The following is a 17,483-nucleotide window of genomic DNA, read 5'->3' on the forward strand; positions in this document are numbered from 1 at the left end:
CTCTTGTAGCCCACGCTCACAGGCCCGTCCCGCGTGTTTCCTTGGGGGAAGCACGCCGGACGGGCCTTGGCGTTCCTGCCGGATGTCCAAGTGTGACTGCCGGCAATATGACTCCGTCCGGTGCCGGTGATACGTTCCCAAAGGCCCCCGGGCCGCTGCAGGACAACAGGACAGGACAGGTCGGGAAAATGAAGCGCGTCATGGAACAGGTCCGCGCGCTGCACCGGCTTGAACCTGCCAACAACGACCATCTTGCCGCCCTGCGCGTGGCCCTCAGCGTGGCGGTCCCGTCGCTGCTCCTGCTGGCCGCGGGCCGGACTGACCTCATGATCTACGCCGTGTTCGGCGCATTGACCGGCATGTACGGCCGGTCAGAACCCCACCAGCTGCGGCTCCGGCATCAGGGCCAGGCCGCCCTGGTGCTGCTCACCGGGGTAGCCGTGGGGGTGACGCTGTCCATCAACCACATCCACTCTTGGTGGCTGGTGGCGGTGGAAGCCACGCTGGCTGGAGTGGGCTCGGTGTACTCGGACCGGGTACACCTGAAACCGAACGGGCCTTTCTTCGGCATCCTTGCCCTGGGTGCCTGCGCCTCCGTTCCCACCACAGTCCCCTGGTACGCCGCCATACTCATCGCGGGCGGGTCCGCGCTCTTCTCCATACTGATCGGCTTCAGCGGCTGGATGCGCCGGAGGGCCTGGAAACCCGGCGCCACCAGGAGCGTGCCGGCCCGCTCGTCGGCGGGACGGCGCGAACTGGCCGTCCACGCTGCCAGGTACGCCCTGGCCGTCGGTGCTGCCGGGACCGTGGGGGTCATCAGCGGCAGCGGCCACCCGCACTGGGCCATGGCCGCAGCCGCCGTACCGCTCGCCGGCGCAGACCTGCCCAGCAGCGTCCGGCGCGGTGTCCACCGCATCGTGGGGACGTTCCTTGGCCTGGCGGTTACCGCCGTCGTCATTCTTCCGGGCCCCTGGGCGCTCGCTGCGCTCTACCCCGCCTTTGAGGAGCCGGTGCACCACGCCACGGTGCTGGCCCTGCTGGTCATCCTCTTCCAGTTCGCCACCGAGCTGTTCATGACCCGGCACTATGGCTTGGCGATGGTCTGGTTCACGCCGGTCATTCTGCTGATGACCCAGCTGGCCTTCCCTGCCGAACCGCAGGTCCTGATCCTTGAGCGAGCGGTGGAAACACTGGTGGGCGCACTGCTGGGGATCCTGGTGGTGGTGGCTGTCCGCCGCCCCGGCGCCCGCACGCCTGCCGCGTTCCCGGCGCTACTTCGGTTTCCGCGCCGGCCCCGCCATTAGCCGCGCCGGAGCAACCTTGGCCACCGCTGCCACCACCTTGTAGCGCTTGGACGGGATGGACACGGCCTTGCCGCGCTCGTTGTCCGCCAGCCCTTCACGGACCACCCGATCCGCCCGCAGCCACGTCCAGGACGGGGCCACGGACTTGTCCATCCCCATCCGGTCGTGGAACTCGGTGTGGGTGAAGCCGGGGCAGACCGCCGTGACCTTGATGCCCCGGCTGCGGTAAGCCAGGTTGGCCCACCGGCTGAAGCTCACCAGCCAGGCCTTGGCCGCCGAATACGTGCCGCGCGGCAGGAACGCCGCCACGCTGGCCACGTTGATGATCCTGCCCTGCCCGCGCTCCAGCATGCCTTTGAGCGCCGCATGTGTCAGCACCATGGCCGTTTCCGTGTGCAGCTTCAGGTGCTTCTTCTCCTCTGCCGCGTGGTTGTCCTCGAAGTTGTGCAGCAGGCCGATCCCTGCGTTGTTCACCAGGATTCCCACCGGGCGGCTGGTGTCTTCCAGGCGTTCGACGACGGCGGCAACGTCGTCATCGTCCGTCAGGTCTGCGGGAAGCACCTCAGCCGTGATTCCGTACCGGCGACGGAGGTCCTCTGCTGTTTCCGCCAGCCGCGACGCGTTGCGCGCCACCAGGACCAGGTCATGCCCCTGGGCGGCAAGCTGCCTGGCGAATTCGTGGCCGAGCCCGGCGCTGGCCCCGGTGACGAGTGCTGTGGTTCGGGAGGTGGTAGGCGTCATGCTGCAAGCCTAACCACGGGATGGACAACCACTGTATGGGCGGCCCTGACTTGTGCATTATTTAGTAAGCATGCTTTGCTTATGGCGTAGATGAACCTCCGCAAGCAGTTCGCGGCGGGGCTGCCAACGCCGGCGGTTCCGTGAAAAGCCCAAGGAAGAACATAATGACCACCGCACCGGAAAACCAGCTGACGGCGTTTGGGGAACGCAGCGAGGCAGCTGGGCAGCTCTTGGCCACCACCGTACCCGTACCCGTGGACGCTGGGCTGCTCATGACCCTGAATTCCCGCATGCACTGCCGTATGCCGATGCAGCGCGTAGACCATGCGGAGATGCCGGTCCGGGAGCCCGTTTACGTCGACGGGAACTCCATCGTTGCCATGCGGCCCGGGTCCGTCCCGGAGAGCGTAGTCACCTACCGGTGCGCCTGCGGCTTCACCATCGACGATCCCGGCGCCGCCATGCCCGTCACCGACCAGGCCCTGGCCAGCTAGTTCCGCTCAGCGTTCCGGCCAGTCGACGAATTGGCCGTAGCCTTCGTGCTTGCGGAGGTAGCTGGAGATGAACGGGCAGTGCGGAATGATGCGCTTCCCGGTGGCCACCACGTCGTCCAGGGCAAAATGCGCCAGGACCTTGCCAAGGCCCTGGCCTTCAAACTCCTCACCGGTCTCGGTGTGGGTGAAGTCGATGTGCCCGGGAAGGTCGCGGAAGAAGGCCTTGACAGCCAGCCTTCCATCCACCAGAAGCTCATACCGGTGCTCGGCGTCATTGCGCTGCAGCGAGACATTGGCGGTGAAGGTGTCCTCCGTGGACGCGGTGTTCTCGGTCATGGTTCGACACTGGCACTACTTCACGCCGCTGGCAATGCCCCGTGGGCCCCTCTTCCCCGGACCCCGCTTCCGGCCCCCGGGGACGGCTCTCCGCCGCCGCAGCGGCAAACCGCCCAGCAGGAGGATCGCCACGGTGAAACACACGGTACCCGCTGCCAGCAGGCCCAGTGAGAGGCCGTTGAGGGCGGCGTCCGCCACGGGAATAAAGACCACCACGACGGCGGCCCCGGCGGCGGCGGGCCTGCAGCGGAAGGCCTGGGGCGCCGTCGTCCGTTCCTCCAGGCGGCCAAAGGCTGCGGTCGCCGGCAGGAGCAGGAGGACCAGCGCAAGGACCACCAGCGGGCGCGACCACCACCATCCAGCGGTACCGGACGACGGTTTGGGGACCGGCGTCAGGAGCAGCAACCCGGACATGGCGCCCAACAGGGGCAGGTGCCACAGGTAGACCGTCAGCGACCTGGCACCCGCCAGCTGCAGGAGCCGGGCGATCCAGCGGATCCCGGCGAGGGGTGCCAGGACGGGCCGCGCCAGTTCCATCACCGCCAGCTGGGAAACGCCCAGGATCACCAGGGTCAGGTTGGGCGGGTTGAGGTTGACCAGCATGTTGCCGCGGTACAGGCCCAGCCCCGTCACCAGCCCCAGCAGCAGATGTGCCGCCACCGCGACGCCCACAAGTCCGGAGCGGGAGAGCGGGGCCAGGTAGCCATCGGCGGCCAGGAAACCCAGCTGCTGTACGGCGCACCACACGAACACCAGGTTGACATTGGCAAGGTCCGGCAACGCCCCCCTGAAGCAGTCCACGGCAACCACCAGGCCGGCCAGCAGCGCAAGGGTCAGCCAGGGCGCGCGGTGGTGGAGCGCCGCCAGGACTGGAATGTTCAACTGCGCCGCGAGGTAGGCTGCCAGGAACCACAACGGCATGCCCGCCCCGGTGGCCACGAGTTGGACCACCTGCCGGTCCACGCCCAGCGCGGCTGCCGCGGACAGGCCCGCCACCATGGTTGCCAGCAGCGCCGTGGCCGGGCGGACCAGCCGCAGGAGGCGCGCACGGATGAACTGGGCCGCCGTCCCGCCGCCTGCCTTGAGCCGGCGCCAGGATTGCAGGCCCGTGATGCCGCCGGTGACGAAGAACAGGGGCATCACCATGAAGATCCAGATGACGGGCTCAAACCAGTCCTGCTCGGCCAGGGTGTTCTCGGTGGTCACGGTCCCATCAGGGTGCAGGACCGGGCTGACCATCATGGAGTGCCCCACCACCACCAGGACCAGGCAGACCAAGCGGACAAGGTCGATGGCCGGATCACGGTCTGCCGTGTCCGTTCCGGTTACTGTCCCCCGCGTCCCGGCGCTTCCCATGGGGGCCTATAAGGACTTGACGCTGCCCATGCCACCATTGTGCCCCCGGCGGCCGCGCGGATTTAAGGACTTAAGCCGGTTGTGGATCCTTACTGCAGCGTTGCCAGGAGTCCCAGCACGACGGCGACCAACGGTGTGGTGCCCTGCGTCAGGGCGGCGCGGAGGTACTTTCGCCCGGTCAAGGCCAGGACGGCGGCCGCCAGCAGCATGGAGCCGCAGCAGCTGAAGATGAGCGTCCACCCTGCCACGTCCTGCGCCGATCCCGGGCCGCCAAGCGCCACGAGTCCTATGCCGATGAATGCCCCGATGGCCAGGAACAGGTTGTAGAAGCCCTGGTTGTAGGCCATGGGCCTGGTGGTCTCGGCATCGGACTGGGAGGCCAGGCCGAAGCGCTTCCAGGTGGCAGGACGTGTCCAGGTCAGCGACTCCATGGTGAAGATGAAGACGTGCAGCGCGCCGGCGAGGAAGGCAGAAAGAAGGGAGGCCAGGACCATTGCTTGATCCTAGCCTCCCTGTGGGGTCCGCCAATCCAGCGGCGGCGCCTGCTGCGACGTCAGCGTGCCAGCGTGGCCAGCGTGGTGGCGGCAAAGCCCTTGGCCGACCGGTTCCAGGTGGCCAGCAGGCCCTGCAGGTTCTCCCCGTCCGCGCGGTGGGCGGGAAGCTGGTCCTGGAGGGTGGCCAGCACCCCGGTCCGGAGCTCGGTGTTGAAGTTGACCTTGCCCACGTTCATGGCCGCAGCCTTGACGAGCTCCCCGGAGGGGATGCCGGAGGCGCCGTGCAGGACCAGCGGAATGTGGACCCGCGCCGCGATGTCCTGCAGCACGTCCCAGCGCAGCCGCGGCTCACCCTTGTACTTGCCGTGGACATTTCCAACGGCCACTGCCAGCAGTTCCGCACCGGTGCGGGCTACGAAGTCCTCCACCTGCGCCGAGTCCGTCAGCCCTGCCACGTCCACGCCTGTCCGGCCTGCCGGCTGCTCGGCCGAGAAGGCACGGTCCTCGTCGCCCGCCAGGCCGCCCAGTTCCGCTTCCAGCACCACGTCGGCGCCCAGCAGGGCCCGGGCCGCCCGGACAAGTGAGATGTTCTCCTCATACGGAAGGGATGAACCGTCGGCGAGGACGGAATCCGCCCCTGCCGCGACGGCGTCGGCCATGACCTTGAGGTCGGAGGCGTGGTCGAGCTGCACCGCGACACGCACCGCGGCAGCGTCGGCCAGGCCGCGCAGCGCCGCGATGAGCCGGAGTCCGTTCGCGGTGGCGGCGGTTTTGGGTGCCACCAGCAGGATTACGCCCCGGCCGGATTCCTCTGCGGCGCCCACCACGGCCAGCGCGGTGGTGAAGTCGTAGCAGGTGAAAGCGGGTACCGCGGAACCCTGCTGCAGGGCGGAGGTGACCAGGTGGTCCAGTCGGGTCTGCATCAGGCGCCCAGTCCTCCCACCAGGATCCAGGCCACAAAGGTCAGCGCGAAGCCGGCCAGGCCCAGGACGGTGGTCAGCACGGTCCAGGTCTTCAGGCCGTCGGAAACGGTGAGCCCGTAGTAGCGGACCACAACCCAGAAGCCGGCGTCCGTCACGTGGGACAGGCCCAGGGCGCCGAAGCCGATGGCGATCACGATCACGGCGATCTGCGCCGGGCTGTAGCCGCCGCCGCTGACCGCTGCGGACAGCAGGCCGGTGGTGGTCACGATGGCCACCGTGGCTGAACCCTGGGCCGCACGCAGCGCCAGCGAAATGATGAAGCCAAGGAGCAGCAGGGGTACGCCCAGGGTGTCCAGGGTCTTGGAGAGCGCGGAACCGATGCCGGAAACCTGCAGGACGTTGCCGAACACGCCGCCGGCGGCCACCACCATCAGGATGGAGGCGATGGGGGGCAGGGAGCCTTCGAAGATTTCGCCGGTTTCCTTGAAGGACCAGCCGCGGCGGACGGCCAGCAGGAAGAAGGACAGCGCTACTGCCACCAGCAGCGCCAGGAAGGGGTTGCCAACGAAGGACGCCAGGCCATACAGGGGGTGGGACTTGGGGAGGATGAGGGTGCCGGCGGTACCCAGGAGGATCTGCACGATGGGCGCGGCAATCAGGAAGATGATCAGGGCCGGCCGGGGAGGTGCGATGGCGGCGGCACCGGGGCCGTCGTGGCCCACCTTGACCAGCGAGTCGGAGCCGAACTCCTCCACCTGGGCCTTGACGGCGGGCAGCAGTTCGTAGTCCTTGCGGTTCATGATGGCGGCAACCCAGTAGGACAGGAAGCCCAGCGGGATGCAGATCAGCAGGGAGATCAGGGCGATGAGTCCGATGTCGGCACCGAGCACGCCCGCACCGGCCACAATCCCGGGGTGCGGCGGGACTGCCACATGGATAGCGAGCATGATGCCGGCCATGGGCAGGCCGAACTTGACCGGGTGGACCTTGGCGATCTTCGCGAAGGCGTACACGATGGGCACCAGCACGATGATGCCGACTTCGAAGAAGACGGGGATGGCCACCAGGAAGCCGACGGCGGTGAGCGCTACGGCCACCCGCCTGGCGCCCAGCTTGCGGGTGAAGTGGTCCGCGAGGGACTGGACGCCGCCGGACACCTCGATCATCCGGCCCAGCACGGCGCCAAGCGCAATCAGGATGGCCACCTTGCCCATGGTGCTGCCCACGCCGCCGGACACCACCGTGAAGATGTCCTGCAGCGGGATGGTGGCAGCCACGGCAACCAGGATGCTGACGGTAAGCAGGGCCACGAAGGCCTGGATCTTGAAGCGGATGATCATCACCAGCAGGATGGCAATGCCCACCGCCGCGATGGTGAGCAGTACCGGGGTGCCCAGCTCAACGGCGGGCTTGATGGCCGGGGCGTCGGCCGCCCGCTGTATCAGCGGGGTCATGAGGTGGTTCACGGGAAAATGTCTCCTTTGACGTGCCGTCCGGGGCAGACGGGCATCAGGTCTTACGGCGGGGATGGAACGCTGCGGAACAAAGCCGGCAGCGCTGGGAGGTACGACGACGGCGGAGGGGGGACCGCCGTCGTCGCACCGTTTGGGGGCCTACTGCCGGGTGGGCCTACTTGGTGCGCTTTGTGGGCGCAACGACCTTGATGACGGCGGAGTCGTCGGCGGCGGCGAGGCCCTGGGCCTGGCCGAGGAGGTAGAGCTGCTCGGCGGCGGCGGCAACGGGGGCTGCCAGGCCGGCGGCACGGGTGGCCTTGCCCACGATGCCCATGTCCTTGACGAAGATGTCCAGGCGGGACAGGACCTCGGCGCCGTCCTCGTCGTAGGCCTCAAGGATGCGGGGGCCACGGTTGGAGAGCATGAAGGAACCTGCGGCGCCGGCCTCCAGGGCGGCGAGGGTCTTGGCCTGGTCCAGTCCCAGCGCGTCGGCCAGGGCCAGGGCCTCGGCGGCAGCGGCAATGTGCACGCCGCACAGGAGCTGGTTGACGGTCTTCAGGGCCTGGCCGTCGCCTGGGTTGTCGCCCACCACCGTGAGCGTGGAGGCCAGCAGGTCCAGGGCCGGGGCGGCCTTCTCGCGGGCTTCGGGGGAAGCGCCCACGACGATCAGCAGGTCACCTTCGCCGGCGCGCTTGGGTCCGCCGGACAGCGGGGCGTCCACCAGGTCCACGCCGTATTCGGCCAGCTTGGCCACGGTGGCGGGAATGGCGTCCGTGCCCACGGTGCTGCCGAGGATCACGACGGCGCCCGGCTCGAGAACGGAGGCCACGCCGTTCTCGCCGAAGAGGACGTCGTTGAGCTGTTCGCCGTTGCGGACGGCCAGAAGGACTGCGTTGGCGCCCTTGGCGGCTTCGCGTGCCGTGGTGAAGGTGGCGATGCCGGCTTCTTCCGCCAGCTTGAGGCGGGGCCCGGCGATGTCGAAGCCGTGGACGGTCAGCTGGGATGCCAGGCGGGTGGCCATGGGCAGGCCCATGGCGCCAAGGCCCAGGACGGTGACGGTGTAATTGCTGGTCATGGTGTTCTCCATTGAATTCTTGCGGGAATCAGGGTTCGTGCCGGGTGGGGATCAGAAGGTGTTGCTGAGTTTGCTGGTGACCTGGGCCAGGGAGTCGTCGTCGCCAACGTTGCCGGCGAACACGATGTACGGGATGCCCTTGGCAGGTCCGTCCACCGGTTCCCAGAGGCTGACGATGCCGGGCAGCATGGGGCCGCGGACAATGGCGTGGCGGATCTCCAGGCCGTGGGCCGCGACGTCGGAGGAGGTGATGCCGCCCTTGGCGATGACGAACCGCGGCGGGAAGGTCTTCAGGGTCCGGTTGACCACGTCCACGACGGCGGCGGAGACGGTCCGGGCGATCCGCAGGCTCTCGGCGGGGTCGTCCGTCTTGATGAGCAGGCGGCTGGTGTGGACGATGACGTCACCGGCGCGGAGGGCGTCCACGACGGCGTCCACCGTCTGGTCCAGGTGCGCCTTGGCGTCCGGTTCGGCGCCGAGGAGCTTTTCGACGTCGATCTCGATGATGCGCGCGGAGCTGTGCTGGGCCGTGAGGACGTTCAGCTGCCGGGTGGTGAGGCCAACATGCGAGCCCACCACGATCAGGCCGCCCGCCTCTGACGGGGTGTTGCCGGCATAGGCCTCTTCGGCCGTGAGCGCGGTGCGGATTTCCTGGCCGATGCGGCCGCGGACGAATGGGGGGCCGACGCGGTAGAGGAGGTTCTTGCCGCGGCGTTCCGCTTCTTCAAGGCCCAGGGCCAGTGCCCGGAAGTCGTTCTCGGTGACGATGTCGGCCACGATGGGCGTGGAGTCGGTGGCCGGCTCGATGGCATCGGCAATGGCCTTGGCGGAGATGGCCGGGTCCTGCGCGGCGGCGCCTGCACGGATGATGTTCAGGTCCAGGACGATCACGGAGTCTGCGGGGAACCTGCCCTGCGACTTTTCCGCCACGTAGTCGGCCATGACGGATGTGCTGAAGCCGAAGGAGGCGTCCCTGGCGAACTCGGTCTCGGAGACGGGGACCAGGGTGCCCTTGGCGTTGCCGGTGCCGCGCATGTAGTGGACGCCGCCGATGGTGAGCCGGCCGGCCTCGGGGAATGCGGGAACCAGGACAACGCCGTCGGTCGTTTCCCCGCTCACGGCGGCAACAGTGGCTGCGATGACGTCCGGTTCCAGCGGGTAGTGGCCCCGGAGGGTGGAGTCGCTGCGGCTGACGAAGCCTAGGCGCAGGCCGGAACCTGCTGCTGCCAGGGCGTTCCGGACCACTTCGCCGTTGCGGGCCGCGGCCTCTGCCGGGTCGAGGCTGCGGGTGTTTGTGAGGACGTAGACGGCGGGCTTGTCCTGGCCGAAGGCCCAGGTGAAGTCCTCCACGTCCCAGCGGGTGAGAACGGGCAGGTCCGCCACGGACTGCGTGCCGGTCGGGTCGTCGTCGAGCACTACCAGGACACGGGGAACCTCCGCGTTGGAAGCGGCCAGCGCGCCGGCAACCAGCCCGGCGGGGATCTCCATGTCAGCCGGGTAGGCGGCCAGAACGTCTGCTTCAAGCGTCACAGTGCACTCCGTTGTGTAGCGATCCGGGCGGACGGATCCTGATGTAAGGGTAACTGTAAGATGTCTGACATCTTGCATTTGAATGTTAGTGTGGCACACGGCATACGGACGCGCAAGTACACTTGTCTGACATATCCGCCAGGCGTCGGCCGGGCACAGGGATCGGGGGGCAACATGGCACGGAAGTCACTGGTAGGCGTGGTTGCGGACGAACTGCTGGACCGCATCATCGAAGGCGAGTTTCCACCCGGTTCCACCGTTCCCGGCGAGCACGAACTGAGTGCCCGCCACGAGGTCAGCCGAATGACCGTCCGCGAAGCCATGAAGACGCTGCAGGCCCAACGCATCCTGAGCGTGGAGCGGGGCCGGGGAACATTCGTCAACCCGTTGAGCCGCTGGGCTTCGCTGGAAGCCGTGCTCCGGGCCGCGTCCGAGGGCAAAAATGATGCAGACGCCTCCATCCAGCTCATCGAACTCCGCCGGATGCTCGAAACGGGAGCCTGCGAGCTTGCGGCCGGACGGATCGCCGAGGAGGACATCAAGGCCCTCTTCAACTACATCGCGGCAATGAAGGCCGCCCACAGCATCAACGACGTCGCGGCCTTCGTGGAGGCAGACCTGGCCTTCCATGACGTCATCCTGCACGCATCCGGGAACGTCTTCGTATCGGTCCTGTTCGAGCCGCTGCACCGCGTGCTGGAAAAGCGCCGGACTGAGACCTCTGCCGTTCCGGCAATCCAGGAGCACGCCATCGGCCATCACCAGAACATTGCCGAGGCCCTGGAGTCCCGCGATGCAGCCAGGTCACGCCAGGCCATGGACGCCCACATGCAGCAAACCCTCGACGACCTGAAGCAACTGGTGCTGGAAGCCAAGTAGCCGGCGCGTGGACAGGGTCTGTTCAACGCTCCCGCAGTCCCACTAGGCTTCAGGGACGGCCCGCAACCGGGAGCAACGATGATCACGAGGAGCGAAGTTGTCCAACCACACGTACAGCATTTCTGAAATTGTCGGCACCTCCACCCAGGGCGTGGATGACGCCGTCCGCAACGGTATTGCCAAGGCATCCCAGACCCTGCGGAACCTTGACTGGTTTGAGGTCAAGGAGGTCCGCGGCCACCTGGAGGACGGGAAGATCGCAGACTGGCAGGTCACCATCAAGATTGGCTTCCGCCTGGAAGAGCACTGACTAAAGCAACTGACCCGCAGCCATCGTCGCGAAACCTGGTTTCAACGACGGTGACTGCGGGTCAGTTCTGCTTTAAGGCGCCCTAGTTCGCTGTGCCCTGGCTGCGCCGCCGCCAGACTGTTGGGACGCCGTCGAACGCGGGGAAAACGTGGCCCTCAAAGAAGGACAGGACCGTGTGCGGATCGAGGTCCGGGCTCCAAAGACCCGAAACCGGGCAGTGCGAACCGGTGGCGGTGGAAGCGGCGCCGGCGGACGCCTGGCGCTCCTTCAGCAGGGCGATGCGTTTCATCGTTGAGACCATCCTGGGTGTGAAGACTGGGCAGGGAAAACGTGTACTCCCACCCTAGGAAACGCCTGGTCAACAGCCAATGGGCGGCTGGCCAGAATCACCGCCCTTCGCTGGACGAATGTACAGGAGCACGGCGGCTTTCAGCCCGCTTCACCGCTTTCGCCCACCGCCGCGGGGTCGCGGTCCGGGCGGACGTCCGTCCCCGCGCCAAGGCTGCCCAGCAGGGCAAGGGCGTCCGACGACGGCGATCCCGGCCGCGCGGAGTACACCCGCAGCGTCTGATCAGGATCCTCCGGCAGGACAAGGTTTTCGAAGTTCAGCTCCAGGTCCCCTACCGCGGGATGGTGCAGCCGGACGGTGCCGGCCGAGCGGGTGGCCACCCGGTGCCCGGCCCACCACTGGCGGAAGTGTTCACTGTGGACCGCGAGCTCGCCCACCAGGTGGCTGGCCTGGGGGTCGTTGGGGTGCCGTCCCACGTCCAGCCGAAGGGATCCCGTGGCCTCCGCCGCCACCGTCTTCCAGTCCCTGAACAGTTCCCGGGCTGCGGGGTCCAGGATGGTCCAGCGGGTCAGGTTCCGCTCCGCGGGCGGCAGTGCAGGGAAGTCCGTGAACAACAGGAAGGCCATCCGGTTGCCTGCAAGGACATCGCTGCGCCGGCCCAGCACCATCGCGGGCACCTCCCCCACGGCGTCGAGGAGCTGGCGCAGCGCCGGGCGGACACCCTGCGCAGTGTTCGCGCCGGGTTCGCGGGGAGCGCCGGCGCAGTTCTCCAGCAGGTCCAGCATGTGCGCGTGTTCGCTGCTGTCCAGGCGCAGCGCCCTGCCCACTGCATCCAGGACCGTCCGCGAGGGGTGGATGTTCCGCCCCTGCTCCAGCCGCACGTAATAGTCGGTGCTGACGCCGGCAAGCCGCGCCACCTCCTCCCGCCGCAGCCCCGGAACCCGTCGGGCCCCGGTGCTGGGACCCGTTCCGGCAACGTCCGGGCTCAACCGGGACCGCATGGCTTTGAGGAACTTTCCGAACTCCGCGCTTTGACCCATGCAGACCATTCTGCCTGCGATGACTGCCCTCCTCTACAACGAAGGTAGGACTGGCAGTCCTAGGAAAAACAGGAACAGCCTTGCCTGCTGACTTGATGGCGAAAAGTGCATAGGCTCGGGAGTGAGCCGGTGGAAACCGCTTTCTGGACGGCGTCATACCCCCGCACCACCCGGCCCTAAATCCCAGCACCAGACTTTCCAAGGAGCACACCATGTCAGAGCTGACCCCGAACCTGACCCTGAATAATGGCGTCACCATCCCGCAGCTTGGCTTCGGCGTCTTCCAGGTCCCTCCGGAGGACACCCAGCGGACCGTGGAGGACGCGCTGGAAGCGGGCTACCGCCACATTGACACCGCCGCGGCCTACCGCAACGAGGCAGGGGTTGGGGCGGCACTTGCCGCCACCGGGATAGCACGTGAGGACATCTTCGTCACCACCAAACTCCGCAACGGCGAGCAGGGCCGGGCGCAGGAAGCGTTCCAGAACAGCCGCAAGGCACTGGGCCTGGACTTCATCGACCTCTACCTCATCCACTGGCCGGTCCCCTCACAGGGGCTCTTCGTCCAGGCCTGGAAGGAGATGGAGCGGTTGTACGAGAACAAGGAAATCCGCGCCATCGGCGTCTCCAACTTCCTCTCCGACCACCTCGACACACTGCTGCAGTCGGCTGAAACCGTTCCGGCCGTCAACCAGATCGAACTGCACCCCAGCTACCAGCAGGTGGACCTCGCAGCCAAGTGCCGGGGCCTGGGCATCGCGGTGGAGGCCTACAGTCCGCTGGGGCAGGGCGGGGACCTGAACGGAAACGCCGTCACGGCAATCGCCAATGCCCACAACGCCACGGCAGCCCAGGTTGTGCTCGCCTGGCACCTTGCCGGCGGAAACATCGTCATTCCCAAGTCGGCGAACCCGGACAGGATCCGGGAAAACTTCGCAGCCTCATCCCTGCAGCTTTCCCAGGACGAACTGGCCGCCATCACGGCACTGGAGTCCGGTGCCCGCATCGGGTCCGATCCCGCCGTCGCCGCCTTCACCCAGATGTAGCGTCCGGCAACCCAGCCACCGGAACGCTCCGCCACCGAAAGGATTTTCCATGCAGTACACGCACCTTGGCCGCTCCGGCCTGAAAGTCTCCCGCCTCTGCCTGGGCACCATGAACTTCGGGCCTCAGACAGAGGAAGCGGACGCCCACAGCATCATGGACTCCGCGCACGGGTCCGGCATCAACTTCTTCGACACCGCCAATGTGTACGGCGGTGCAGACCACCGCGGCTGGACCGAGGAAATTATTGGGCGCTGGTTCGCCAAGGGTGGCGAGCGCCGCGAACACACGGTGCTGGCCACCAAGCTGTACGGCACCATGACGGACCGGCCCAATGAATCCAAGCTCTCGGCACTGAACATCCGCAGGGCCCTGGATGCGAGCCTCAAGCGGCTGCAGACCGACTACATCGACGTGTACCAGTTCCACCACATTGACCGTGATACGCCATGGGACGAGATCTGGCAGGCCATCGAAGTTGCCGTCCAGCAGGGGAAGATCCTCTACTCGGGCAGCAGCAACTTTGCCGGCTGGCACATCGCCCAGGCCCAGGAAGCAGCCCGCCGGCGGAACTACACCGGCCTGGTCAGCGAGCAGTCCATCTACAACCTGTTCATGCGCCAGGTGGAACTTGAAGTCATCCCGGCGGCACAGCAATATGGCCTCGGCCTGATCCCCTGGTCGCCCCTGCAGGGCGGGCTGCTGGGCGGTGTGCTGAAGAAGGAACGCCAGGGCGTGCGGCGGACCGAAGGACGGGCGGCCGAAACCCTGAAGAAGCACCAGGACCAGATCCGCCAGTACGAGGACTTCGCCGATGAACTGGGCCATGAGCCCGGCGACGTTGCCCTGGCGTGGCTCCTGCACCAGCCTGCCGTGACCGCCCCGATCGTCGGCCCGCGCACCCAGGAACAGCTGGACGCCGCCATCCGCGCCCTGGACGTCTCCCTCGATGACGACGCGCTCAAGCGGCTGGACGACATCTTCCCGGGACACCGCACGGCGCCGGAAGACTACGCGTGGTAACCCCGCCTGTTGCCGATACGGTGGCGCCGCGGAGCATCCTCTTCATCGGCGGCACCGGCGTCATCAGCACCGCGGCGGCGGAACGGGCCGTCGAGCTCGGCCACCGGCTGACCATCCTGAACCGGGGCCGGTCCACCCGGCCGGTCCCGGACGGGACCGAAGTGCTGCACGCGGACGTCCGGGATGCGGCGTCGGTCCGGGAGGTCCTGGGAGGCAGGGAGTTCGACGCCGTCGCGGACTTCATCTCCTACACCCCGGACCAGGCGCAAACAAGCATGGACCTGTTCCGGGAGCGGACTGGCCAGTTCGTCTTCATCAGTTCCGCCTCCGCGTACCAGAAGCCGCCCACCAGGCTGCCTATCCTGGAGTCGACGCCGTTGAAGAACCCCTTCTGGCAGTACTCCCGGGACAAGATCGCGTGCGAGGAACTGCTTTTCCGGGCCTACCGGGAGCAGGACTTCCCCCTGACAGTCATCCGGCCGTCGCATACCTACGACCGCACCAAGATCGCCATGGTGGGCGGCTGGACGGACATCCACCGGATGCGCAGCGGCCTGCCCGTCATGGTCCACGGCGACGGCACCTCGCTGTGGACGCTGACGCACAGCAAGGACTTCGCCAAGGCGTTCGTCGGGCTGCTCGGAAGGCCGCAGGCGGTGGGCGAGAGCTACACCATCACCTCTGACGAGTACCTGCCCTGGAACCAGATCTACCGGCTGTTCGCCCGGGCAGCTGGGATCCGGGAGCCGGAACTGGTGCACGTGGCGTCCGAGACCATCGCCGCCCATGACCAGGAACTCGGTTCCAACCTCCTGGGCGACCGGTCCCATTCAGTGGTCTTTGACAACACCAAGATCAAGTCCCTGGTCCCGGACTACACCGCAACCATCCCGTTCGCGGACGGGGCCCGGGAAATTGTGGACTGGTACGACAGCCACCCGGAGCTGCAGCAGGTGGACGAAGCCTATATGCAGCTTTCGGACAAGCTCACCGGCTGGTCCCGCCAGGGCGCCTGAGCCTGCGTCGCCGGTATCGCTGGGGCCGCCGCATCCAGCGGCGGGCCAGCGATGCCTGCCGGCTGTGCTAATTTCGGCGCATGACGTTGCCCCCTTCCGAACAGCCCGTCGATAAGCCTGTCGCCGCCGCCATCGCGCTCCTGGCCTCGCAGGGTTTCGATGCAACGTCCGTTGAGGAGCTTGCCGAGGCCTCGGGCATGAGCCGGAGCACGTTCTTCCGACGCTTCGGGTCAAAGGAGGACGTGGTCTTCGCCGACCACGAACGGATCCTGCGCCAGGTGAATGACCGGCTCGCGGAATCCAGGCTCGAGCCCCTGGCCGCCGTCGCGGACGCGGCACTGCTGGTCTTCGAACACCATATGCGGAACCGCGATACGTCCCGGGCCCGGTATGGACTGCTGCAGGCGGTTCCGGCCCTCAGGGACCGCGAACTGGTCACGTCGCACCGGTACGAGCGGGCATTCCTGAAATACTTGAACGACAGGCTGCCGGAGGACCAGCGGAGCGGATACAAGGCCGTGGCCTTCGCCGCAGCCGTGGTGGCCGTGCACAACGCCTTCCTGCGGCAGTGGTTGCGCGCCTCGCCCGGCGCCGGGGAAACCGACGTTGGGGACCGGGAAAGGGCTGCAGCCCTCGCGGCCGAACTTCGTGCCCTCTCAGAAACGTTCCGGCCTGCACTCCTTGGTGCCGCCGCCACCGCCCAACCCGCGCCGACCGTCGTCGTCACCGTTCTCCCGGGCCAGGCCGGCAGGGAGGCGATCGCCCAGGCCGTCCTCGACGCCCTTCCCTAGTCCGCTGCATCCCTCCGTGGTACCCAGTTTCTTGACGTGGAACTGAGTTTCAAGGCATCCTTAGTCGGTGTGGTGCAAGCCACATGCTTCCCGCCACTGATTCAAAGGATGCAGATTAATGACGACGACGTCGCGGACCGACGTGTCCGGCCGCACCGAAAGCCCCGCAGGCTTTCCTGCAGGCACCATGGAGCCGGACTACTTTCTGACCGAGGCCCTCGGGACTGACCCCGCATCCGTTTTCACCCGCATCGGCGATGAGGACCGCGCGTACTGGGACCGGGCCCGCCGCTTCGTCCAGGATGAGGTCCTCCCCGTCATCGACGGCTACTGGGAACGCAGCGAGTACCCGCTGCACCTGCTCCGGCGCCTTGGCGAACTGGACCTGCTGCGGGACGGCGTGGCGGTTGATGGTTTCGCGCCGATGAGCAGCATGGCCGCCGGGCTGGTAAACATGGAGATCAGCCGCGGTGACGGCTCCGTGGCAACCATGATCGCTGTCCAGGGCGGCCTGGCCCTGCGGTCCGTGGCGGAATGCGGATCTGCCGGGCAGCGGGAGCGCTGGCTCCCGCCGATCGCCAGGGGCAGCGAGTACGCCGCTTTTGCCCTGACGGAGCCCACCCACGGCTCCGACTCGGTGGCCCTGGAAAGCACGGCGACCCGTACCGACGGCGGCTTCCTGCTCAACGGCGAAAAGAAGTGGATCGGCAACGGCTCCGTAGGTGGCGTCACCGTTGTGTGGGCCCGCGGCGACGACGGCCAGGTCCATGGCTACCTGGTCCCGCAGGACTCCCCCGGCTACACCGCCACCAAAATCGAGGGCAAACTGGCCCTGCGCGCCATTTGGCAGGCCCATATCAGGCTGGAAAACGTCTTTGTCCGGGAAGGGAACGTCCTGCCGGGCGCCCGGACCTTCAAGGACACAGCCCGCGTCCTCCTGGCCACCCGCCTGGGCGTGGCCTGGTCCGCCGTCGGGCACGCCACCGCCTGCTACGAGACTGCCGTGCAGTACGCCAGGCAGCGCAAGCAGTTCGGGCGGCCGCTGGCCGCCTCCCAGATCGTGCAGGAACGGCTGGCCCGGATGCTCAGCGAACTGGCCACCATGCAACTGATGGTGGTGCAGATGACACGGCTGGACGACGCCGGATTACTCACCCCGGAGCAGGCGTCGCTGGCCAAGTACACCTGCACCCGGACCGCCCGGGGCATAGCGTCCAATGCGCGCGACCTGCTGGGCGGCAACGGCATCCTGCTGGAAAACCGCGTGGCCCGGCACCTGGCCGACATCGAAGCCATCCACACCTACGAAGGCACCGAGACTGTGCAGGCCCTGATCATCGGCCGGGGCATCACCGGCATGTCCGCCTTCGCCTGATCTCCGCCC

Annotated in this window: 19 protein-coding genes; 9 read left to right on the plus strand and 10 right to left on the minus strand. The window is 67.3% G+C overall.

Annotation, left to right across the window (positions count from 1 at the left end):
- The first annotated feature begins 188 nt into the window (after window positions 1-188).
- Window positions 189-1,304, plus strand: a complete 1,116-nt coding sequence (locus AC6JAM_RS06670) for an FUSC family protein (RefSeq protein ID WP_497934318.1) — start codon at window positions 189-191, stop codon at window positions 1,302-1,304.
- Here the strand turns inward: AC6JAM_RS06670 and AC6JAM_RS06675 are convergent.
- On the minus strand, window positions 1,272-2,045 hold the full coding sequence (locus tag AC6JAM_RS06675) for an SDR family NAD(P)-dependent oxidoreductase (RefSeq protein ID WP_018769648.1): 774 nt from the start codon (window positions 2,043-2,045) through the stop codon (window positions 1,272-1,274). The two genes, AC6JAM_RS06670 and AC6JAM_RS06675, sit on opposite strands and share 33 nt — an antisense overlap.
- Window positions 2,046-2,209: 164 nt before the next feature.
- On the opposite strand from AC6JAM_RS06675, the gene AC6JAM_RS06680 reads away from it, so the two are divergent.
- On the plus strand, window positions 2,210-2,539 hold the full coding sequence (locus AC6JAM_RS06680; protein ID WP_224084224.1) for a hypothetical protein: 330 nt from the start codon (window positions 2,210-2,212) through the stop codon (window positions 2,537-2,539).
- Between the two features lie 6 nt (window positions 2,540-2,545).
- On the opposite strand, the gene AC6JAM_RS06685 is transcribed toward AC6JAM_RS06680, so the two are convergent.
- From AC6JAM_RS06685 to AC6JAM_RS06715, 7 genes are all read right to left on the minus strand, one after another.
- Window positions 2,546-2,875: a GNAT family N-acetyltransferase gene (locus tag AC6JAM_RS06685; RefSeq protein WP_018769646.1), complete on the minus strand. Its 330-nt coding sequence runs from the start codon at window positions 2,873-2,875 to the stop codon at window positions 2,546-2,548.
- 15 nt (window positions 2,876-2,890) lie between these two features.
- A complete protein-coding gene (locus tag AC6JAM_RS06690; RefSeq protein ID WP_224084223.1) occupies window positions 2,891-4,231 on the minus strand; it encodes an acyltransferase family protein in 1,341 nt (446 codons plus the stop codon).
- A gap of 89 nt (window positions 4,232-4,320) precedes the next feature.
- The gene (locus tag AC6JAM_RS06695; RefSeq protein ID WP_497934320.1) at window positions 4,321-4,725 is read right to left on the minus strand and encodes a DUF1304 domain-containing protein; all 405 of its coding nucleotides are present in this window, start codon (window positions 4,723-4,725) and stop codon (window positions 4,321-4,323) included.
- 59 nt (window positions 4,726-4,784) lie between these two features.
- Entirely contained in the window at window positions 4,785-5,648 is an 864-nt protein-coding gene (locus AC6JAM_RS06700; RefSeq protein ID WP_497934321.1) for a class II fructose-bisphosphate aldolase, read from the minus strand.
- Window positions 5,648-7,114 (minus strand): GntP family transporter, encoded by a 1,467-nt coding sequence (locus AC6JAM_RS06705; RefSeq protein WP_056391061.1) that lies wholly within the window; start codon window positions 7,112-7,114, stop codon window positions 5,648-5,650. Before AC6JAM_RS06705 ends, AC6JAM_RS06700 begins: the two co-directional genes overlap by 1 nt.
- A 163-nt stretch (window positions 7,115-7,277) precedes the next feature.
- Entirely contained in the window at window positions 7,278-8,177 is a 900-nt protein-coding gene (locus tag AC6JAM_RS06710) for an NAD(P)-dependent oxidoreductase (protein ID WP_497934322.1), read from the minus strand.
- Window positions 8,178-8,228: 51 nt separating this feature from the next.
- On the minus strand, window positions 8,229-9,707 hold the full coding sequence (locus AC6JAM_RS06715; protein WP_497934323.1) for a four-carbon acid sugar kinase family protein: 1,479 nt from the start codon (window positions 9,705-9,707) through the stop codon (window positions 8,229-8,231).
- A 174-nt stretch (window positions 9,708-9,881) separates the two neighbouring features.
- On the opposite strand from AC6JAM_RS06715, the gene AC6JAM_RS06720 reads away from it, so the two are divergent.
- Together AC6JAM_RS06720 and AC6JAM_RS06725 are read left to right on the plus strand one after the other, a co-directional pair.
- Window positions 9,882-10,586, plus strand: a complete 705-nt coding sequence (locus tag AC6JAM_RS06720) for a FadR/GntR family transcriptional regulator (protein WP_018769639.1) — start codon at window positions 9,882-9,884, stop codon at window positions 10,584-10,586.
- Between the two features lie 97 nt (window positions 10,587-10,683).
- Complete coding sequence (locus AC6JAM_RS06725) at window positions 10,684-10,896, plus strand: dodecin (RefSeq protein WP_018769638.1); 213 nt, start codon at window positions 10,684-10,686, stop codon at window positions 10,894-10,896.
- An 82-nt stretch (window positions 10,897-10,978) separates the two neighbouring features.
- On the opposite strand, the gene AC6JAM_RS06730 is transcribed toward AC6JAM_RS06725, so the two are convergent.
- Together AC6JAM_RS06730 and AC6JAM_RS06735 are read right to left on the minus strand one after the other, a co-directional pair.
- Window positions 10,979-11,185, minus strand: a complete 207-nt coding sequence (locus AC6JAM_RS06730) for a hypothetical protein (protein WP_018769637.1) — start codon at window positions 11,183-11,185, stop codon at window positions 10,979-10,981.
- Window positions 11,186-11,325: 140 nt separating this feature from the next.
- A complete protein-coding gene (locus tag AC6JAM_RS06735) occupies window positions 11,326-12,225 on the minus strand; it encodes a helix-turn-helix transcriptional regulator (protein WP_056391093.1) in 900 nt (299 codons plus the stop codon).
- A 212-nt stretch (window positions 12,226-12,437) separates the two neighbouring features.
- Here AC6JAM_RS06735 and AC6JAM_RS06740 point away from each other — a divergent pair, with 212 nt between their 5' ends.
- The 5 genes from AC6JAM_RS06740 to AC6JAM_RS06760 all read left to right on the plus strand — a co-directional run bounded on the left by AC6JAM_RS06740 (window position 12,438) and on the right by AC6JAM_RS06760 (window position 17,474).
- A complete protein-coding gene (locus tag AC6JAM_RS06740) occupies window positions 12,438-13,271 on the plus strand; it encodes an aldo/keto reductase (RefSeq protein ID WP_056391069.1) in 834 nt (277 codons plus the stop codon).
- A gap of 49 nt (window positions 13,272-13,320) precedes the next feature.
- Window positions 13,321-14,292, plus strand: coding sequence for an aldo/keto reductase (locus AC6JAM_RS06745; RefSeq protein ID WP_056391073.1), 972 nt, complete (start codon window positions 13,321-13,323; stop codon window positions 14,290-14,292).
- A complete protein-coding gene (locus AC6JAM_RS06750) occupies window positions 14,286-15,308 on the plus strand; it encodes an SDR family oxidoreductase (RefSeq protein ID WP_134166056.1) in 1,023 nt (340 codons plus the stop codon). Before AC6JAM_RS06745 ends, AC6JAM_RS06750 begins: the two co-directional genes overlap by 7 nt.
- A gap of 80 nt (window positions 15,309-15,388) precedes the next feature.
- The gene (locus AC6JAM_RS06755; protein ID WP_497934324.1) at window positions 15,389-16,099 is read left to right on the plus strand and encodes a TetR/AcrR family transcriptional regulator; all 711 of its coding nucleotides are present in this window, start codon (window positions 15,389-15,391) and stop codon (window positions 16,097-16,099) included.
- A 118-nt stretch (window positions 16,100-16,217) separates the two neighbouring features.
- On the plus strand, window positions 16,218-17,474 hold the full coding sequence (locus AC6JAM_RS06760) for an acyl-CoA dehydrogenase family protein (RefSeq protein WP_497934325.1): 1,257 nt from the start codon (window positions 16,218-16,220) through the stop codon (window positions 17,472-17,474).
- Window positions 17,475-17,483 lie beyond the last annotated feature (9 nt).

The sequence above is a fragment of the Arthrobacter sp. GmRoot5-12 genome (assembly GCF_059739365.1).